The sequence below is a fragment of the Paenibacillus pabuli NBRC 13638 genome, from assembly GCF_001514495.1.
Lineage (GTDB): Bacteria > Bacillota > Bacilli > Paenibacillales > Paenibacillaceae > Paenibacillus > Paenibacillus pabuli.
In genome coordinates this window covers 1-18059 of the sequence record NZ_BCNM01000042.1, presented here as the reverse complement: position 1 = coordinate 18059, position 18059 = coordinate 1, and the positions used below count along the sequence as shown (strand labels likewise).

Below are 18059 nucleotides of genomic sequence, written 5' to 3'. Positions count from 1 at the left end.
TTTGTTTATTAGGAGATATAGAAAGCCATTATAAACCATAACAGCCCGGAGAAAACCCAGGGTTGTTTTTTTATTTCAATTTATGTGAACCTGTTAAATTTATAGCCTGTTCATTTCTTTATAGTCAGTTTAATTTAAGCAGACTCTGTTTTTAGTTATTCATTTGATTGCATGCATCCGCTAGGCTTAGAAGCGAATTCTCCAATTCATGCTGAGTCTCTGAATCAATAATGTCCCCTTGTTTATTCATCTTCAACGTAATATGAGGAATGGTTAGGGAGGCCTCATGTAAGACTTGGGCATTAATCATGTTTAACGTCAGCAATAGTGAGGCGTGGGCTTTGTCACCGCCCATGGGGCTTGGAGAAGCAGCGATGGCAACGGTGGGTTTATTAAGCCATTCTCCAGAAGATACAACCCAATCTAATGCGTTTTTTAAGGTGCCGGGAACTCCGTTTCCATACTCTGGCGTGCAGATCAGAACTCCGTCCGAGTGCTCCAGTTGAGCTCTCAAATTCTGCACGGGCAATGGACCTTCTTCAACATCGAGGTCAGGGTTAAAATGCGGTAGATCATTTAAACCATTGTATACTTCAAATGTAAGGTTAGGAGGAGCCAGATTAATTATGGCATGCATTAGTAACGTATTAGAGGACTGATTGCGCAGACTTCCGGAAATCGCAAGAATATTTAATTTTTCCTTCAATGTAACATCATCTCTATTCTTTAGTAATGTAGGCGATTTAATTATTTTCCTCCTCTAGGAGTAGACTGTCTATAAAAAACGGATTTAATTAAGGTATTCTTCATGTTTCTCAGGGAATAGCCACATTTCTTCATCAAAAATGCATATTATTCTTTGCATGGCTCTGGGTAATAGGTATGTTAAAGGGCACTATAAATAACTGCAGATAAAAGATAACCATAAATATTTTAAAAAAATTAGTACCAAGTACTAATACTTAGTGCTATAATGATAAAAAACAAACGAGGTGACTACCGGTATGAATCAATCAATGTCAACCATTACCGCAATGGGTACGTATGTACCGGATCGAATATTAAGTAATGCTGATTTGGAGAAGCTGGTCGACACGAGTGATGAATGGATTGTACAGCGCACTGGGATGAGAGAACGGCGTATAGCAGCTGATAATCAATTTGTATCTGATCTGGCGACCAAGGCTGTAGAAGATATGATGCGTCGTTATAACGTCAATATAGAAGATGTGGATATGATTTTGGTGGCTACCAGCACACCTGAATATTCATTTCCCAGCACAGCATCCAGAGTACAAGCGAATCTGAAGATTCCACATACGGGAGTGCTTGATTTGAATGCGGCATGTGCAGGGTTTACGTATGGATTGCAGTTGGCTGATAGTTTGGTGACCAGTGGTATGTATCATAAGGTTCTGGTTATTGGAGCAGAGACATTATCCAAGATTACCGATTATACAGACCGTACGACATGTGTGTTGTTCGGGGACGGGGCAGGAGCGTTTTTGGTAGAAAGAGCTGCTGGTAAAGGTGACTTTATGGCAGCCATCTCAGGCACGAGTGGAGAAGGAGGTATTCATCTCTATAAGACGGGTCTATCCTCTGAGATGAATGGTGTACCGCTTGAGGGTGAGGGATGTCTTGTCCAGAATGGCAGAGAGATCTATAAGTGGGCAGTACGCACGATTCCAGAACAATTAAGTGGACTTATAGCCAAAGCAGAGATGAAACCGGATCAGATCGATTGGTTTGTTCCCCATAGTGCGAATCTAAGAATGATTGAAGCGGTGTGCGAACGTGGTCCAATTCCGCTGGAACGTACGTTAACTAGTGTGGAGTATCGGGGAAATACCTCGGCGGCTTCCATTCCGCTCGCTCTGCAGCTTGCAGTAGATGAAGGGAAGTTAAAAGAAGGACAAAGCATAGCTCTTTTTGGCTTTGGCGGTGGCCTGACGTACGCTGGTTTGGTGCTTAGATGGAGCGTGCCTGATACTCAATAATGAACCCAAAAAATGAATCAAATATATATTACCCTAACACTGATTGAGATATCTAAAAGGGGACCCGGAAAGGGATGGTCTTTCGCTACATGCGCTAACGAACTTGCCGTATTCTAATAGGTGGATAATCAAGTAACTTGACATATAACGAATCTCAGTAACGTTATTCCGTCATAATCATAGTGTCAGCACCTGAAATTTACGAATCGACGAAATAACGTCTCTGTGCATCATTAGACCTCAGACATGCAGCATCGGAGTAAATAGCGTGTGCTAGATTCTTTAGAATAAAATAATGCTCATAAGGGGTGTCCTCCGTCATATTTATGACTTATGGGACACCCCTTATGTTATTTAATCATGACTTTTGGTTTTTATTAACCTCATGAAAGGTTTATGGTGTGAGCTTAGGTGCTTGGCGGTGATGAGTCCCTTGTTCATAGCTGTAAGCCAGCTTGATCAAGGTTCCCTCATCAAAGGCACGGCCCAGGAATTCCATACCTACTGGCAGCCCTTCCGTTGTAAAACCGGCAGGTACGGTAATTGCCGGGAAGCCGGAGAATGGACTCAAGCGGTTGTTCCCACCGGAGTTTTGTCCTTCGCCAATAACTCCAGCGGCTTGTGTGGATGTTGGATAGATAATGGCATCCAGGTGGTTATCAGCCATAACTTTCAGCAAGGACTCACGTGTAACTTTCGTACGTTTCAGAACGATATCTTTGTATTCAGCAGTTTCCAATGTTTCCCGTGCATCACGAGTCTTCATTGACTGTTCTTGTGACTTGTCGAACTGCCCAGAAGCAATAATCTCGGACAAGCTGTGATAAGGGGCCTTGTCACCAAGGGATTCCAGGTAGTCATTCAGTTGGAATTTGAACTCGTATCCACTCAAGCTCGGATATTTGTTGATTTCCGCGAGATTCGGAATGCTGATCGGAACGGCCGTAGCTCCCAGAGACTTGAGTTCTTCTACAGCATTGTTAATTACGTCAGCCACAGCCTTTTCCTCAGCTTTGGTACTCGGAATGAGTTCGGTGGCCACACCGATCCGTGCACCTTTCAGTCCGTTTATATCCAGGAAATCTGTATAGCTGGAAGGAATTTTTCCTACAGCGTAGGCAGTAGCGACATCGTTTTTGTCATAACCGGCTGTAGCGTCCAGCATAATTGCAGCATCACTTACAGTACGAGCCATAGGGCCACCGACATCCTGTGTCAATGCGAGAGGGATGATCCCTTCACGGCTGGACAGTCCGATCGTTGGACGAATACCAACAAGGCTGTTGAAGCTGGAAGGGATACGGATGGATCCGCCCGTGTCAGTACCCATGCCTGCAGCTGCAAAGTTTGAGGCGATAGCGGCACCTGTACCACCACTTGATCCGCCTGGATAATGATCCAATGCATAAGGATTCAGCGTTTGTCCACCCAGAGAGCTGGAAGTGGTAATGCCGAATGCGAATTCATGCAGATTGGTTTTGCCCAAAATAATGGCACCAGCTGCTTTGAGCTTCTTCACTTGTTCAGCATCGTGAGCAGGTACAGAATCTTTCAAACAGATACAACCAGCGGTTGTAGGCATATCGTTTGTATCAAAGTTATCTTTGACCAAAATCGGAATACCATGTAAAGGTCCGCGGGCACCTTGAGCTGCACGTTCTTCATCCAAAGTTTCAGCGATCTGGAGAGCATCCGGGTTCAAGGTTAAGACTGCGTTAATGCTCACACCCTGATCATCGTATTTTTCAATGCGATCCAGATATTTCTGAACAAGTTCTTTGGATGTCAGTTTTCCTTGCGTCATGGCAGCCTGGAGATCCGTGATGGTTGCTTCCTCCAGAACAAAAGGCTTTATGTAGTTATAAATGCGGTCTTTCAGTATGGCGACATCATTTTGAGTAAGTACTGCATTAGGAAGGAAAAGAGAGTCTGTATAGCCTTTCATTAACCCTGCGGTGTTCAGGGCGCCAACAGCTCCGGCAAAGCTGGCCTGGTCCGGAATATCCTTGAAATAATCTGGTGTTGATTCCAGCTTCAGCCATGTTTGCAGGGCTACAGCAGCATCTTTACGCTGTACCGTTGTGCCTGAAAGTTTATCCATGGAAAAGGGAACACCTGCAAGTGCAGCCGCTTCTTCCATCGCTTGAACAAATGCCGCTGCTGTGACAGGGGCCTTACCAGCGGTTACGGCTGCAACCGTAATTTTGCTCGAAGGCGTTGCTGCTGCCGCTGACGCTGCGGGAGCCGTTCCTCCCCATGTTGTGGCAACAACTGCTCCGGCCAGTAACAAAGCCCCACTTTTTTTCAATACAGATCCATGATAAGTCATGCATCCACGCTCCCTTCCTGTGTATCAATGATGTGTGTTAGCGAAGCTGATATAGTTGCTTTTGTCACATTCTAAATATATGTAAGGTATTCTTACAACACTCATATTTATCCATAAAAACGCATACAGTTTGTGAATTCAATGTTTTTCGTGCCAAATCCTACGTATCTCATGCGTAGAAGAATATTGTCGAAGATTATTGTGTTATATTATCTGACATTAATATTTGATGAACAAACATATAAGAAGGCGAGTAACGTAAGAGGGGGCAACAAAGCCATATCACGAAATGTTATAATGGAACGATGAAATGATATAAAAAGAAGAAGAGTTAGGTTTTGACGTAGAAAGGAAGAGGTTGAGTGAAAACATTGGTACTCGCAGAAAAACCATCTGTGGCACGCGAAATAGCCAGAGTGATGGGGGCGCGTGATAAACATAAAAGCTATATGGAAGGCCCGAAATATATCGTGACCTGGGCGCTTGGACATTTGGTTGGATTGGCAGAACCAGAGGATTATGACAAAAAGTATGCAACGTGGAATCTGGAGGATTTGCCGATTCTGCCCGATCGTACCAAACTGAAGGTGCTCAAAGAGACAAATCACCAATACAAAGCGGTACAGCAGCTGATGAAACGTCAGGATGTCGGAGAACTGGTTATTGCAACGGATGCAGCGCGTGAAGGAGAATTGTTGGCTCGGTGGATTATGCAGATGGCGCAGTGGAAAAAGCCGTTCAAACGGCTGTGGATATCATCCCAGACGGACAAGGCAATCAAGGATGGATTTGCCTCGCTGAAGCCAGGCAGCCAATTTGATCGTCTCTATGAATCGGCACGCTGCCGGGCGGAAGCGGATTGGATGATCGGTCTTAATGTGACTCGTGCATTAACGGTTCGGTTTAATGCGCAATTGTCGGCTGGCCGGGTACAGACGCCTACACTTGGCATGATTATGGACAGAGAAAATGAGATTAACGGTTTTCGCTCGCAGGAATACGAGATGTTAACGGCAGATTTGGGTGGTTTTCAGGCCGTATGGCGCGCTGCAGGTGGTGATTCACGCATCTTCGATCCCCAAGAGACACAAGAATTGAAGAAACGGGTAGATGGTCGCAAGGGTACGATTGCCCAAGTGAAAAAAAGCGAAAAGGTGGAGCCGCATCCGCTGGCTTATGACTTGACGGAATTACAACGGGACGCCAACCGGAAATACGGTTTTTCTGCCAAACAAACTTCGAATGTACTGCAACGACTATACGAACAGCACAAGCTGGTCACCTATCCGCGTACAGACAGCCGTTACCTGACTTCGGATATGACAGGTACCTTGAAAGAACGCTTGGAGAGTGTAGCTATTGGCCCTTATGCGTCTTTGGCTCGTCCATTGCTGCGTAAAAATCTGAATATCACCAAACGAATCGTGGATGACAGCAAGGTGACCGATCACCACGCGATCATTCCAACTGAACAGACGGTTCTCCTCAATCAGTTGAATCCAGAGGAACGGAAGTTATATGATCTCATCGTACGCCGCTTTATCAGCTTGTTCTATCCAGCGGCGAAGTACGATTCTGTGGCGATCACAGTTCAGGTGGGCACTGATTCCTTCCATGTGAAGGGCACAACGGTCAAAGAAAGCGGCTGGCGTGAAGTGTACGGAGGGGATTATAGCGATGAAGATGATGATCGTGCTGACGACCCGTCAGACCATGAGCGTGCACTTTTGCCAGACGTACAGCAAGGTCAGTCCGTGACCGTTCAACGGTGTCATATCAAAAGTGGACGAACGATGCCGCCTAAACGATATACTGAAGCAGCTTTGCTATCCCAAATGGAGAAGCATGGATTGGGTACGCCGGCTACACGTGCAGATATTATCGAAAAGCTGGTCAGTTCCGATACTATTGATCGTCAAGGCAACAGCATGCATCCAACTGGAAAAGGAAAGCAGTTGATTGAACTGGCTGCTCCTCAGCTGCGTACTCCGGAGTTAACAGCCCGCTGGGAAGCTGAACTGGAGCGTATTGCCCGTGGACAAGGGAAGCCTGAACCTTTCCTGGAAAGTATCCGTTCGATGGCGAAGGAGCTTGTATCTACGGTAAAAGGAAGCAAAGCCGAGTATAAGCCACATAATGTATCCAATAGTCACTGCCCGGATTGTAATGCCCGCTTGCTGGAGAAGAAGGGCAAACGCGGCAAGTTCCTCGTGTGTCCAACAGAGGATTGCGGGTATCGTCGTTCGGCAGAGAAACGATTATCCAACCGACGCTGTGCACAGTGTCACAAAAAGATGGAAATAAAAGAGGGCAAAGCAGGTTTGTACGTGCAATGTCTGCCATGCGGTATCACGGAAACATTGGATAAAGATAAACAGCATGTGAACAAACGCGATCAGCAAAAGCTGGTCAAGCAATATGCGAAACAGGAGTCGATCGGCTCCAATCTGGGTGAATTGCTGAAGGCAGCCATGGAGAAAAAGGGAGAATAAGTCTTTGGAAGAACACAAGCGGTGATGGTCGTATAAGATTCTCCTTTTTCAGGCAACGTAAGCCTAGGAGGTGATACGCAGATGCCACATAACAAACCAGAGAAGATTCATAACCAACAGAATAAAGACAGCATTCAGGAAGAGAGTATCGCTGTACGTCCCGACAAAGCAGCGAAAAGAGTTCCCAGCCTGAATGGTATTCCTAAACAGGAGTCATAGGTTCAGTATTCGGGCTTCATTAGCTTCTGAATATCTTTGCGGTTCCCTTCTCGCGTTGATCATGTTCCTTCAGAGGATTATAATGGAGGTACAGGGAAATGTCCCGGGATAGGGGGACCGCTAAAAGGATATGCAAACCGGTTTGATATTGTGGTTCTTATTTATCAATGTAGTAAGTTACCTGGTCATGTCAGATGATAAGAAACGAGCGCAACGCCGTCGTGATCGTACACCCGAACGAACGCTCTTTCTGCTAGCTTTCATCGGTGGTGCATTAGGAGTATGGATTGCCATGTATCGTAAACGTCACAAAACAAAACATCCCAGCTTCACGATTGGTATTCCGTTGCTGTTGTTTCTGAATGCGGTAATCTATGGTTATTTTCTGCAATAAGGTGACGGAATACTTGTATGTAAATAATCTGTTGTATCATGTGAATTATTCGTAATGTTATGTCATTTTTTTTCGTATGAACGGTTCATTTGGGTCTAGGGACGTTTAAGGAGTTACATGATTTTTGTATTATATTTTAGGTCAGACCGAAGCTTGCTTCGAGTGTTCTACATATAAAGGAAGGGACGGGATTTACATGTTATTCTCTAAAATACTGGTTGCTTACGACGGTTCAAAAGCTTCAAATAAAGCACTTGATCGTGCGATTGAGTTAGCTAAAGTTTCCCCGAACGCTGTACTGGATGTTATTCATGCCTTTGATTTCCCGCGTGTATTCATTGGAGAAGGATTGGCACCATTGCCGCCATCAATCAATAATGACTATTATAATCTGGCTGTTCAAACCACAGATGAAGCGAAAGAGCGAATCCAGGCTGCAGGAATTACAGCAAACGTCGATTTGATTCAGGGTGCTGCTGCCGAGGTTCTTCTGGATTATGCCAAAGAGAACGAATCGGACATCATTATTATTGGTAGCCGTGGTCTCGGAGGAATTCGTGAGTTTGTGTTGGGAAGCGTCAGTCATAACGTGGTGCAGCATGCTCGGGTTCCGGTTCTTATCGTGAAATAAATGTAGAAATAAAGTTTACAATAAATAAGCAGGAAGCCGGCTGTCTTCGATGGATTGAAGAGGGGTCGGCTTTCTTTTTTGCCCTAAATTGGAAGAACGATCTCGATAATGCTCGTTATTCCCGAACATTATATTTGTCAATATGTTAAATGTTCGTCTTTAAGTTGACATTAGCTGTAGGGGATTGTTAAAATGTTAGATGTGTCGATCAGATGAAAATAAGGTCGAGTAAGAGCGAAGCGTGTAGAGGATGGAATAAAATCAATACGATAGTTTGAAATAGATATTTGCTCGTATAACGCCGGGAATAGGGCCCGGAAGTATCTACCCGGGAACCGTAAATTTCCGGACTACGAGGAGATACGGCTGAGAGTCGCATGAATACAGATGCGGACAGCAAGCCCACTTTTGGCATGCCCAAATGCGGGATACGTATTTCTTGGAGTCCGGTGTCCGAAGAAAATGTGATGTTTTCGAGGGTAGCGGATTTTTTCATTTCACACGTAATAAGAGTTCCTTAATAGTCAGATGTAATCAAAAAAGCTCAGACGGGAGTTGGATGTATTCATGTCACTGCAAGTCGCTGTAATTATGGGCAGTAAGTCGGATTGGGAAACGATGAAGCATGCGTGCGAGGTGCTGGATGAACTGGAAATCGGTTATGAGAAAAAAGTTGTCTCAGCCCATCGTACACCGGATTTGATGTTCGAATACGCAGAGCAAGCAATTGATCGAGGATTCAAGGTGATCATTGCAGGCGCAGGCGGGGCAGCACATCTGCCCGGTATGGTCGCTTCCAAAACGATTCTTCCGGTCATTGGCGTTCCCGTTCAATCCAAAGCATTGAACGGTCTCGATTCCTTGTTGTCCATTGTTCAGATGCCTGGTGGTATTCCCGTCGCAACTGTGGCGATTGGCAAGGCAGGGGCAACGAATGCAGGATTGCTGGCAGCTCAAATGATCGGTGCTTTTGACCCGGATGTCCAACGTCGCTCTGAAGCTCGCCGAGAGCGCATCAAACAAGAAGTACTCGAAAGCAGTGAAGAACTATGAGTAGTACAGGGAACCAATCCGGCATCGCAGGAGAGCTGAAAAGTGTCTTGCTGCCAGGGAAGACAACCATCGGCATTCTTGGAGGCGGACAGCTCGGACGTATGATGACGCTCGCAGGAACGGCAATGGGGTATCGATTCGTTACTCTTGATCCCGCTGCGGATGCACCTTGTGGTCAAGTTGCTCGTCAGATTGAAGCTGGTTATGACGATGCCAAAGCTGCACTTGAACTGGCTCGGCAATGCGATGTCATTACGTATGAATTCGAAAATGTGGATGCAGAAGTCGCTGGGCTGCTCGAACGTGAGTCTTACGTTCCGCAAGGAAGTGCGTTACTGTACACCACACAACATCGGTTGCGTGAAAAACGTGCGATCGAAGCTGCTGGAGTAAGAGTCGCGCCTTATCGTGAGATCACAAGTGCGGATACGATGCTTGCTGCTGTAAGCGAACTTGGAGTACCGTGTGTACTGAAGACGGTGACTGGTGGTTACGATGGCAAAGGCCAGCGTGTAATTCGGGAAGCGAGTGAGGCTGTTGCCGCATATGAAGAACTTGCAGCTACAGGTGCGGAGCTGGTGCTGGAACAATTCATTAAGTTCGAATGCGAGATTTCGGTCGTTGTAGCGCGTAGTACAAACGGGGAGATCAAAACGTTCCCGCCTGCCGAGAACATCCACGTGAACAACATTTTGCATGCTTCGATCGTGCCGGCAAGAGTGGCGACCGAAATACAGATTGAGGCGCAGAAGTTGGCGGCGGCCGTGGCACAATCGATGCAAGCTGTTGGATTGCTGGCGGTGGAGCTGTTTGTTGCGGCAGATGGAAGACTATATGTAAATGAGCTGGCACCTAGGCCGCATAACTCCGGTCACTATACAATGGAAGCCTGTGCCACATCACAGTTCGAACAGCATATTCGTGCGATTTGCGGATTACCACTTGGAGATACTTCGTTATTGAGCCCGGTTGTTATGGTCAATGTGCTTGGAGAACATCTGGAAGGCATTATCGCCAGAACAGGGCAACCTGATGCAGAAGCGATAGAGCTCGGTGTGATTCCCAAGCTTCACATATATGGTAAAACCGAAGCAAAAACAGGACGTAAGATGGGGCATGTGAATCTGCTTTGTCAGGATGTTGAAGAAGGATTGCAATGGATTGAACAAACTAACCTCTGGAGGAATACAAATTCATGATTGAACGTTATAGCAGACCCGAAATGAGAGCCATCTGGACCGAAGAGAACAAATTCCAATCGTGGCTGGAAGTTGAAATTTGTGCATGTGAGGCGTGGGCTGAACTGGGTGTAATCCCTAAGGAAGAAGCAGCATTGCTTCGTCAGAACGCATCTTTTGACATCGACCGCATCTATGAGATTGAAAAGGAAACACGTCATGACGTTATTGCTTTTACACGTACGGTATCTGAAAGTCTGGGTGCAGAGCGGAAATGGGTTCACTACGGACTGACTTCCACAGATGTCGTGGATACGGCTCTGGGTTATGTACTGCGTCAAGCGAATGAGATTCTGGAAAAGGATATCGTGAATTTCATTGAAATTCTTCGTGAAAAAGCACTGACTTATCAGCACACACCTATGATGGGACGTACACATGGGGTACATGCGGAGCCCACGACGTTTGGTCTGAAAATGGCACTCTGGCATGAAGAAATGAAACGGAATCTGGAGCGCTTCCGTCATGCAGCAGACAACGTGCAATACGGTAAAATCTCTGGAGCAGTAGGCACATACGCAAATATCGATCCATTTGTTGAAGAGTTCGTCTGCGAGAAACTGGGCACGAAGCCTGCACCAATCTCGACTCAAACATTGCAACGTGACCGTCACGCAGAATATATGGCTACGCTGGCATTGATCGCAACGTCTCTGGACAAGTTTGCTACAGAGGTACGTGCACTGCAGAAGAGTGAATTCCGTGAAGTGGAAGAAGCTTTTGCAAAAGGTCAAAAGGGATCTTCCGCGATGCCGCACAAGCGTAACCCTATCGGCAGTGAAAACATTTCCGGTCTGTCTCGCGTCATTCGCGGACATATGGTATCGGCATACGAGAACGTAACGCTCTGGCATGAACGCGACATCTCACATTCTTCTGTAGAACGTATCATTCTGCCGGATGCAACGATGCTGCTGAACTACATGCTGAATCGTTTTGGCAACATCGTGAAGAACCTGACGGTATTCCCTGAAAATATGAAACGCAACATGGAGCGTACCTTCGGCGTGCCATTCTCGGGTCGCGTAATGACGAAGCTGATCGACAAAGGTTTCAGCCGTGAGCAGGCATATGATACCGTTCAACCACGTGCGATGCAAGCATGGGAAGAACAACGTCAGTTTCAGGATATCGTGAAATCCACCCCGGAAATCATGGAAGTGCTGAACGAAGAAGAAATCGCAGATGCATTCAACCCGTCATGGCACTTGAAGCACGTAGACACCATCTTCAAAAAGCTTGGTTTGAACGACTAACATTTTACTCTCATAAGGCTAGAGAACAGAATGATGGGTTTGCAGGGAACGCAGAGGACAGAAATAAGCTGAAGAAGCGGATGCGTTCGCCTTTATCCCCGGATTTTCACTTTGAAAAAGTGGAATCAAAAAATCTGGGGGTAACAGCGATCGGAAGATTGTTCTGTCATCGGAGTGGAGTCCGCACCATCAGGATTCTGTCCTTAGCCTTACATCTCCTGAAAGAAGGTGAGCCCATGGCACTGTCCACTGCGGCAGATCTCGTTAAAGCACCTCTGTTATATAAAGGAAAAGTACGTGAATTGTACGATCTGGGGGAACATTTTCTGATCGTGGTTACCGACCGAATCTCGGCATTTGATTATGTGCTGGACCCGGCAGTTCCCGAGAAAGGAAACGTACTGAACAAACTCAGCAGCTTCTGGTTTGAACTGACAGGTAGCATGATGGAGAATCACGTGGTTCATACCGATGTGAATCAACTGGGTGACCTCATCACAGACCCTGAATTGCTCAAAGACCGCATCATGGTAACCCGCAAAGCAGAACGCATTGATATTGAGTGTGTCGTGCGTGGATACATCACTGGTGGTGGATGGAGACAATACGAGACGAGCGGTGAAGTGAATGGCATTAAACTGCCTGAAGGACTGCGCAAGAACGCCAAGCTCGAAGTTCCCATTTTCACCCCGGCAGCCAAAAATGATGTAGGGCACGATGAGGATATTCCAATGGATCGCATGAAAGAACTGGTGGGAGACGGACTTGCAATGGAGCTTCAGGAAAAAAGCTTGCACTTGTACGAATTCGCTCGTGATTACTGTGATCAGCGTGGCATCATTCTGGCAGACTGCAAATTCGAGTTCGGCATCGTGGATGGCAAGGTCATCCTGATCGACGAAATCTTCACCCCAGATGCTTCACGCTTCTGGGCCAAAGAGAATTACGCACTTGATATCGAGATCGACAGCATGGATAAAGAACCAGTGCGCACCTATCTCGCTGGAACCGATTGGGACAAGAACAGCAAACCTGATCCACTCCCCCAAGCGGTAGTGGAGGCAACAACTGCAAGATACGTCGATATTTATAACCGTTTAACGGCACAATAAAGTTTAACGTTTGAGCGAGCTACGGGAAAGTTTGAGGAAGCTAACGTTTGAGCGAGCTATGGGAAAGTTTGGCTTTCGATCGCTGTTGCCCCCGGAATGTTTTGATTGAAATCCTTTTTTTCAAAAGGAAACATTCCGGTTGCAAAGGCGAACGCTTACGCTTCTCCAGCTCAAATCTTTCCCTCCGCCAGTGTTCAAACTGGTGGGTGAGGCAATTAAGAGCGGTGGCTTCCCACAGGTAGGGGAAGCCTGAAAAATTAAGAGAATTAAATTCACTAATTACTAAAGTAACTTAAAGACCATTCACTGTTTTTACGTAATGGTCAGTCTCGACCATTACACACCGTGCAACGTAAAAGGTTTAGGCCTTTAAAAAACGTCGCATGGACTAGCGGAGGGGCGGAATTGTTCTTAAAGGAGCGGTAGCGTTCGCCTTTGTCCCCGGGTTTTGACCGCAGTGCGGGCCAAAATAATCCAAAAAACCTGGGGACAACAGCGACCGGAAGAACAATCCGCCCCGGAGCAAGCTCCAACCCATCTTTTAACAGCATAAAGCATTTATCCCGTTCATTACTGAGGAGGAACATAAGGATCATGATTAAAGCAACCGTATATGTCACTATTAAGCAAAGCGTACTCGACCCGCAAGGCGTAGCTGTTCAAGGAGCCCTGCATTCAATGGGATTTAACGAAGTGGAAAGTGTACGGATCGGTAAAGTCATGGAACTAAACCTGGATACAACAGATCGTGCGGAAGCGGAGAAACGATTGAAAGTCATGTGTGAAAAGCTGTTGGCCAACACCGTTGTTGAAGATTACCGCTACGAATTGGAGGGTTAATCTCATGAAATTTGCAGTTCTTGTGTTCCCTGGCTCCAACTGCGACATCGACTGTTACAAGGCAGTAGAAGATGCCATTGGGCAAGAGGTTGATTATGTATGGCACACGGCTACAGATCTATCGGCTTATGATTGTATTCTAGTTCCGGGTGGTTTCTCTTATGGTGACTACCTGCGCTGCGGAGCGATTTCCCGCTTTGCACCGGTAATGAACGAGGTAGCGAAAGCTGCTGAACAAGGTAAATATATTCTCGGTATTTGCAACGGATTCCAGATCCTGACGGAAGCGGGATTGCTTCCAGGTGCATTGATCCGCAACACATCCCTGAAATTCCGTTGTCACGATACAGTGTTGAAGGTGGCCAATGCAGATACGCCATTTACACGTGACTATGCACCTGGGGAAGAGATTATCATCCCGATTGCTCACGGTGAGGGAAACTACTATTGTGACGAAGAAACACTTGCAAGTTTGCAAGCCAATAACCAGATCGTGTTCACATATGGCAGTAACCCGAATGGTTCCCTGGGCGATATCGCGGGGATCTGCAACGAGGGTGGCAACGTGGTTGGCATGATGCCGCATCCAGAGCGCGCAGTGGACTCACTGCTCGGTTCGGAAGACGGCAAACGTATGTTTACATCTATTTTGAAAGCATGGAGGGATCGGCATGACGCAGCAGCTATCCGCTAAGGAACCAACAGCAGAACAGGTCGCAGAACATAAACTTTACGCACAAATGGGCGTGTCTGACAGCGAGTATGAGCTGATCTGTGAGTTCATGGGGCGCAAGCCGAACTATACGGAAATCGGTGTATTCAGTGTTATGTGGTCCGAACACTGTGCGTATAAAAACTCCAAGCCGCTGCTGCGCCGTTTCCCAACCACTGGACCACGTGTCCTGATGGGACCGGGTGAAGGTGCCGGTATCGTGGATATCGGTGACAATCAGGCCGTTGTTTTCAAAATTGAAAGTCATAACCATCCTTCCGCAGTTGAGCCTTACCAAGGTGCGGCAACAGGTGTGGGCGGCATTATCCGTGATATTTTCTCCATGGGTGCACGACCAGTCGCATTGCTGAACTCCCTTCGTTTTGGCAAGCTGGAGAGTGATCGCGTTAAATATTTGTTTGAGCATGTCGTAGCGGGTATTGCCGGGTATGGGAACTGTATCGGTATTCCTACCGTTGCTGGTGAAGTGATGTTTGATGAGAGCTACGAAGGCAATCCGCTTGTCAACGCGATGTGTGTGGGTCTGATTGATCATGACAAGATCCAGCGCGGCGTAGCCAAAGGTGTGGGTAACCCTGTTTACTATGTTGGTCCACCAACTGGCCGGGATGGTATTCATGGAGCGACCTTTGCTTCGGTTGAACTGACGGAAGAATCCGAGTCCCAACGGACAGCCGTTCAGGTCGGTGACCCGTTTATGGAAAAACTCGTCATGGAATCCTGTCTGGAATTGATCGATACGGGCATCGTGCTCGGGATTCAGGATATGGGTGCTGCAGGTCTGACATGTTCGAGTGCGGAAATGGCAAGTAAAGCGGGTAACGGTCTGGAACTGTATCTGGATCAGGTTCCACAGCGTGAAGAAGGCATGACACCTTACGAAATGATGTTGTCCGAGTCACAGGAACGTATGCTGTTCGTTGTTGAGCCGAAGGATGAGGCGCAGGCGATGGAAATCTTTGAACGTTGGGGCGTAATCTGTGCCAAAGTCGGTAAAGTAACGGATGACGGTCGTCTGAAATTGATCCACCACGGCGAAGTGGTTGGAGATATGCCGGTAACGGCTTTGGTTGACGAATGTCCAGTGTATGATAAACCATCTTCCGTACCTGCCTACTATGAGCAAAGTGCTTCCATCGACACGCTTCGTTACGACGAAGTGTCGGATCTCGGCGGGGCGTTGAAACAAGTGCTGGCTTCACCAACAGTAGCAAGTAAAAAATGGGTGTATGATCAATATGACTACATGGTGCGTACAAGCACTGCCGTTCGTCCAGGTTCGGATGCAGCCGTAGTTACGATTCGTGGTACACGCAAAGGTCTCGCGATGACAACGGACTGTAATGGACGTTATGTGTACCTTGATCCTGAAGTTGGTGGACGGATTGCCGTAAGTGAAGCAGCACGTAACATTGTATGTTCCGGTGCAGAGCCGCTGGCGATCACGGACAACCTGAACTTCGGTAACCCGGAGAAGCCGGATATTTTCTGGCAAATGGAGAAAGCGGTAGACGGTATGGCAGAAGCTTGCCGTGTGCTGGATACGCCGGTCATCGGTGGTAACGTAAGTTTGTATAATGAAAACGCCAAAGGCTCCATCTATCCAACGCCAGTTGTCGGTATGGTAGGTCTCGTTCATGATACGGATCATATCACGACACAAGCATTCAAATCCGAAGGTGATGTCATCATCCTCCTCGGTGAAACAAAAGCTGAACTGGGTGGCAGCGAGCTGCAATACGCGGTTCATGGTCAAACAGAAGGCCGTCCGCCAGAGCTGAATTTGCAAACGGAAAAAGCGTTGCTCAGCACGGTGCTGGAAGCTATTCAATCCGGTCTCGTTCGCTCGGCACATGACTTGTCCGAAGGCGGATTGGCTGTTGCACTCGCAGAGTCTTGCATCAGCGGTAACGTAGGAGCACAGGTGAATGTGGAGACGACATTGCGTGGAGATCACGCTCTTTTCAGTGAGAGCCAATCCCGTATCTTGTTGTCGGCTACGCCAGAGCAAGCGGGGAAACTTGAAGCATTTGTACGTGAGCGCGGTGTACCTGTAGCTGTGATTGGACGTGTAGAAGGAAGTAACCTGACGATTGAATTGAACGGAACATCAGCCGTGAGCGAACCTGTAGGAGGTTTGGCTCAGGTCTGGGAGGATGCGATTCCATGTCTCATGAACTGACGACAGGACCATTGTGGACAGGTGATTATTATAACGAAGGGTCCGGCAAGGAAGGACTCGACAAATTGAAGGAAGAATGCGGCGTGTTTGGGGTGTATAGACACCCTGATGCTGCTTCGCTCTCCTATTATGGACTGCATGCGCTGCAACATCGGGGCGAGGAAAGTGCAGGCATGTGTGTGAGTGATGGCAGTCAGTTTAACTATCATCGCGGCATGGGTCTGGTGAAGGAAGTGTTCACCAAAGACCTGATGCAGACGTTGACTGGCGATATATCCATTGGACACGTCCGGTATTCAACAAGCGGTGACAGTAAACTGACGAACGCGCAGCCATTGGTATTCAAATACCGTGATGGTGATCTGGCTGTAGCAACCAACGGCAACATCGTCAATGCACCAACGATCCGGCGTGAGCTGGAGCAGAGCGGGTCCATTTTCCAAACGACGAGTGACACTGAGGTTATTGCCCATTTGATCGCGAGATCATCTAAGGGGTTGGTGGAAGCGGCAAAGGATGCATTCCAGCGTATTGTGGGTGGCTATGCCTTTCTGATCATGACCAACGACAAACTGCTGGTCGCTTCCGATCCACACGGACTTCGTCCCTTGACGATGGGGAAATTGGGAGACGCTTATCTATTCGCATCCGAGACATGCGCACTGGAGACGATCGGTGCAGAGTTGATTCGTGACATTGAACCTGGTGAACTGTTGGTACTGGATGCTGATGGCCTTCATGAAGACCGTTTCGATCATCACAAACACCGCAAGGCGTTGTGCGCGATGGAGTATATCTACTTTGCCCGTCCCGACAGTGACATGAATGGTGCAAACCAGCACGCTGCGCGTAAACGGATGGGCAGCCGGATGGCGATTGAATCCTTTGTCGATGCCGACCTGGTAACAGGTGTACCGGATTCCAGTATTTCCGCGGCCATTGGCTATGCTGAGCAAACCGGGATTCCGTATGAGATGGGTATGATCAAAAATAAATACACCGGACGTACGTTTATCCAGCCAAGCCAGGAATTGCGGGAGCAGGGCGTGAAGATGAAGCTGAGTGCTGTGCGTCGGGTCGTGGAAGGCAAACGCGTGGTCATGATAGACGATTCCATCGTACGGGGTACAACTTCCCGCCGAATCGTGAACATGCTGCGTGATGCAGGCGCAACGGAAGTGCATGTGCGGATTACCTCGCCGCCGTTCAAAAACCCGTGTTTCTACGGCATTGATACGCCGGACAGCCGTGAATTGATCGCATCATCCTTGTCGGTGGAAGAGATCTGCCGCGAGATCAACGCGGACTCTCTGGAATTCCTCAGTCCCGATGGGCTGATTGCATCGATTCAGGGAAATAATCAGGATGATTATAAAGGCGGGCTCTGCCTTGCATGTTTTGATCATGATTACCCAACCCGCCTCGACTTCAACGGCGAAGAGAAATTCGGCTGCAGCTGCTAGCTGTAATGCGGCGAGACAAACGTAACTCGCCGCCCGGGCGCAGCCCTAGCCCTTAGCCCCGCCTTGCGGAGCAACAGGGGCAAGGCAGCCAGGCGAAGCAGCTGCCCGCCGGGCCTC

The 18059-nt window shown here is 47.6% G+C and carries 15 protein-coding genes and 1 riboswitch; of the genes, 13 read left to right on the top strand and 2 right to left on the bottom strand.

The window, feature by feature from the left end:
- Positions 1 to 151 precede the first annotated feature (151 nt).
- Positions 152 to 706 (bottom strand): NADPH-dependent FMN reductase, encoded by a 555-nt coding sequence (locus tag PPA03S_RS31515; RefSeq protein ID WP_062329977.1) that lies wholly within the window; start codon positions 704 to 706, stop codon positions 152 to 154.
- Positions 707 to 1004: 298 nt separating this feature from the next.
- On the opposite strand from PPA03S_RS31515, the gene PPA03S_RS31510 reads away from it, so the two are divergent.
- Positions 1005 to 2000 (top strand): ketoacyl-ACP synthase III, encoded by a 996-nt coding sequence (locus PPA03S_RS31510; protein ID WP_062329976.1) that lies wholly within the window; start codon positions 1005 to 1007, stop codon positions 1998 to 2000.
- Between the two features lie 394 nt (positions 2001 to 2394).
- On the opposite strand, the gene PPA03S_RS31505 is transcribed toward PPA03S_RS31510, so the two are convergent.
- Positions 2395 to 4329, bottom strand: coding sequence for an amidase family protein (locus PPA03S_RS31505; RefSeq protein ID WP_062329975.1), 1935 nt, complete (start codon positions 4327 to 4329; stop codon positions 2395 to 2397).
- Positions 4330 to 4691: 362 nt separating this feature from the next.
- Between PPA03S_RS31505 and PPA03S_RS31500 the strand changes: the two genes are divergently transcribed.
- The 12 genes from PPA03S_RS31500 to purF all read left to right on the top strand — a co-directional run bounded on the left by PPA03S_RS31500 (position 4692) and on the right by purF (position 17942).
- A complete protein-coding gene (locus PPA03S_RS31500) occupies positions 4692 to 6821 on the top strand; it encodes a DNA topoisomerase III (protein ID WP_062329974.1) in 2130 nt (709 codons plus the stop codon).
- Positions 6822 to 6902: 81 nt separating this feature from the next.
- On the top strand, positions 6903 to 7040 hold the full coding sequence (locus tag PPA03S_RS33535; protein ID WP_167666131.1) for a hypothetical protein: 138 nt from the start codon (positions 6903 to 6905) through the stop codon (positions 7038 to 7040).
- Positions 7041 to 7170: 130 nt separating this feature from the next.
- On the top strand, positions 7171 to 7434 hold the full coding sequence (locus PPA03S_RS31495) for a DUF1294 domain-containing protein (RefSeq protein WP_062329973.1): 264 nt from the start codon (positions 7171 to 7173) through the stop codon (positions 7432 to 7434).
- A 196-nt stretch (positions 7435 to 7630) separates the two neighbouring features.
- Positions 7631 to 8065, top strand: coding sequence for a universal stress protein (locus tag PPA03S_RS31490; RefSeq protein WP_062329972.1), 435 nt, complete (start codon positions 7631 to 7633; stop codon positions 8063 to 8065).
- Positions 8066 to 8336: 271 nt separating this feature from the next.
- A riboswitch (purine riboswitch) is annotated at positions 8337 to 8438 on the top strand.
- Positions 8439 to 8632: 194 nt separating this feature from the next.
- Positions 8633 to 9118: a 5-(carboxyamino)imidazole ribonucleotide mutase gene (gene purE / locus PPA03S_RS31485; RefSeq protein WP_062329971.1), complete on the top strand. Its 486-nt coding sequence runs from the start codon at positions 8633 to 8635 to the stop codon at positions 9116 to 9118.
- Positions 9115 to 10317 (top strand): 5-(carboxyamino)imidazole ribonucleotide synthase, encoded by a 1203-nt coding sequence (gene purK, locus PPA03S_RS31480; RefSeq protein ID WP_062329970.1) that lies wholly within the window; start codon positions 9115 to 9117, stop codon positions 10315 to 10317. The genes purE and purK overlap by 4 nt, the downstream gene beginning before the upstream one ends.
- Positions 10314 to 11612, top strand: coding sequence for an adenylosuccinate lyase (gene purB / locus PPA03S_RS31475; protein WP_062329969.1), 1299 nt, complete (start codon positions 10314 to 10316; stop codon positions 11610 to 11612). Before purK ends, purB begins: the two co-directional genes overlap by 4 nt.
- A 236-nt stretch (positions 11613 to 11848) precedes the next feature.
- On the top strand, positions 11849 to 12724 hold the full coding sequence (locus PPA03S_RS31470; protein WP_062329978.1) for a phosphoribosylaminoimidazolesuccinocarboxamide synthase: 876 nt from the start codon (positions 11849 to 11851) through the stop codon (positions 12722 to 12724).
- A gap of 594 nt (positions 12725 to 13318) precedes the next feature.
- Positions 13319 to 13564: a phosphoribosylformylglycinamidine synthase subunit PurS gene (gene purS / locus PPA03S_RS31465; protein ID WP_017690695.1), complete on the top strand. Its 246-nt coding sequence runs from the start codon at positions 13319 to 13321 to the stop codon at positions 13562 to 13564.
- Positions 13565 to 13568: 4 nt separating this feature from the next.
- Complete coding sequence (gene purQ, locus PPA03S_RS31460) at positions 13569 to 14258, top strand: phosphoribosylformylglycinamidine synthase subunit PurQ (protein WP_062329968.1); 690 nt, start codon at positions 13569 to 13571, stop codon at positions 14256 to 14258.
- Positions 14236 to 16479 carry a phosphoribosylformylglycinamidine synthase subunit PurL gene (gene purL / locus PPA03S_RS31455; RefSeq protein WP_062329967.1) on the top strand — a complete coding sequence of 748 codons (2244 nt, stop codon included), beginning with the start codon at positions 14236 to 14238 and terminating at the stop codon, positions 16477 to 16479. Before purQ ends, purL begins: the two co-directional genes overlap by 23 nt.
- Complete coding sequence (gene purF / locus PPA03S_RS31450) at positions 16464 to 17942, top strand: amidophosphoribosyltransferase (RefSeq protein ID WP_062329966.1); 1479 nt, start codon at positions 16464 to 16466, stop codon at positions 17940 to 17942. The genes purL and purF overlap by 16 nt, the downstream gene beginning before the upstream one ends.
- Positions 17943 to 18059 lie beyond the last annotated feature (117 nt).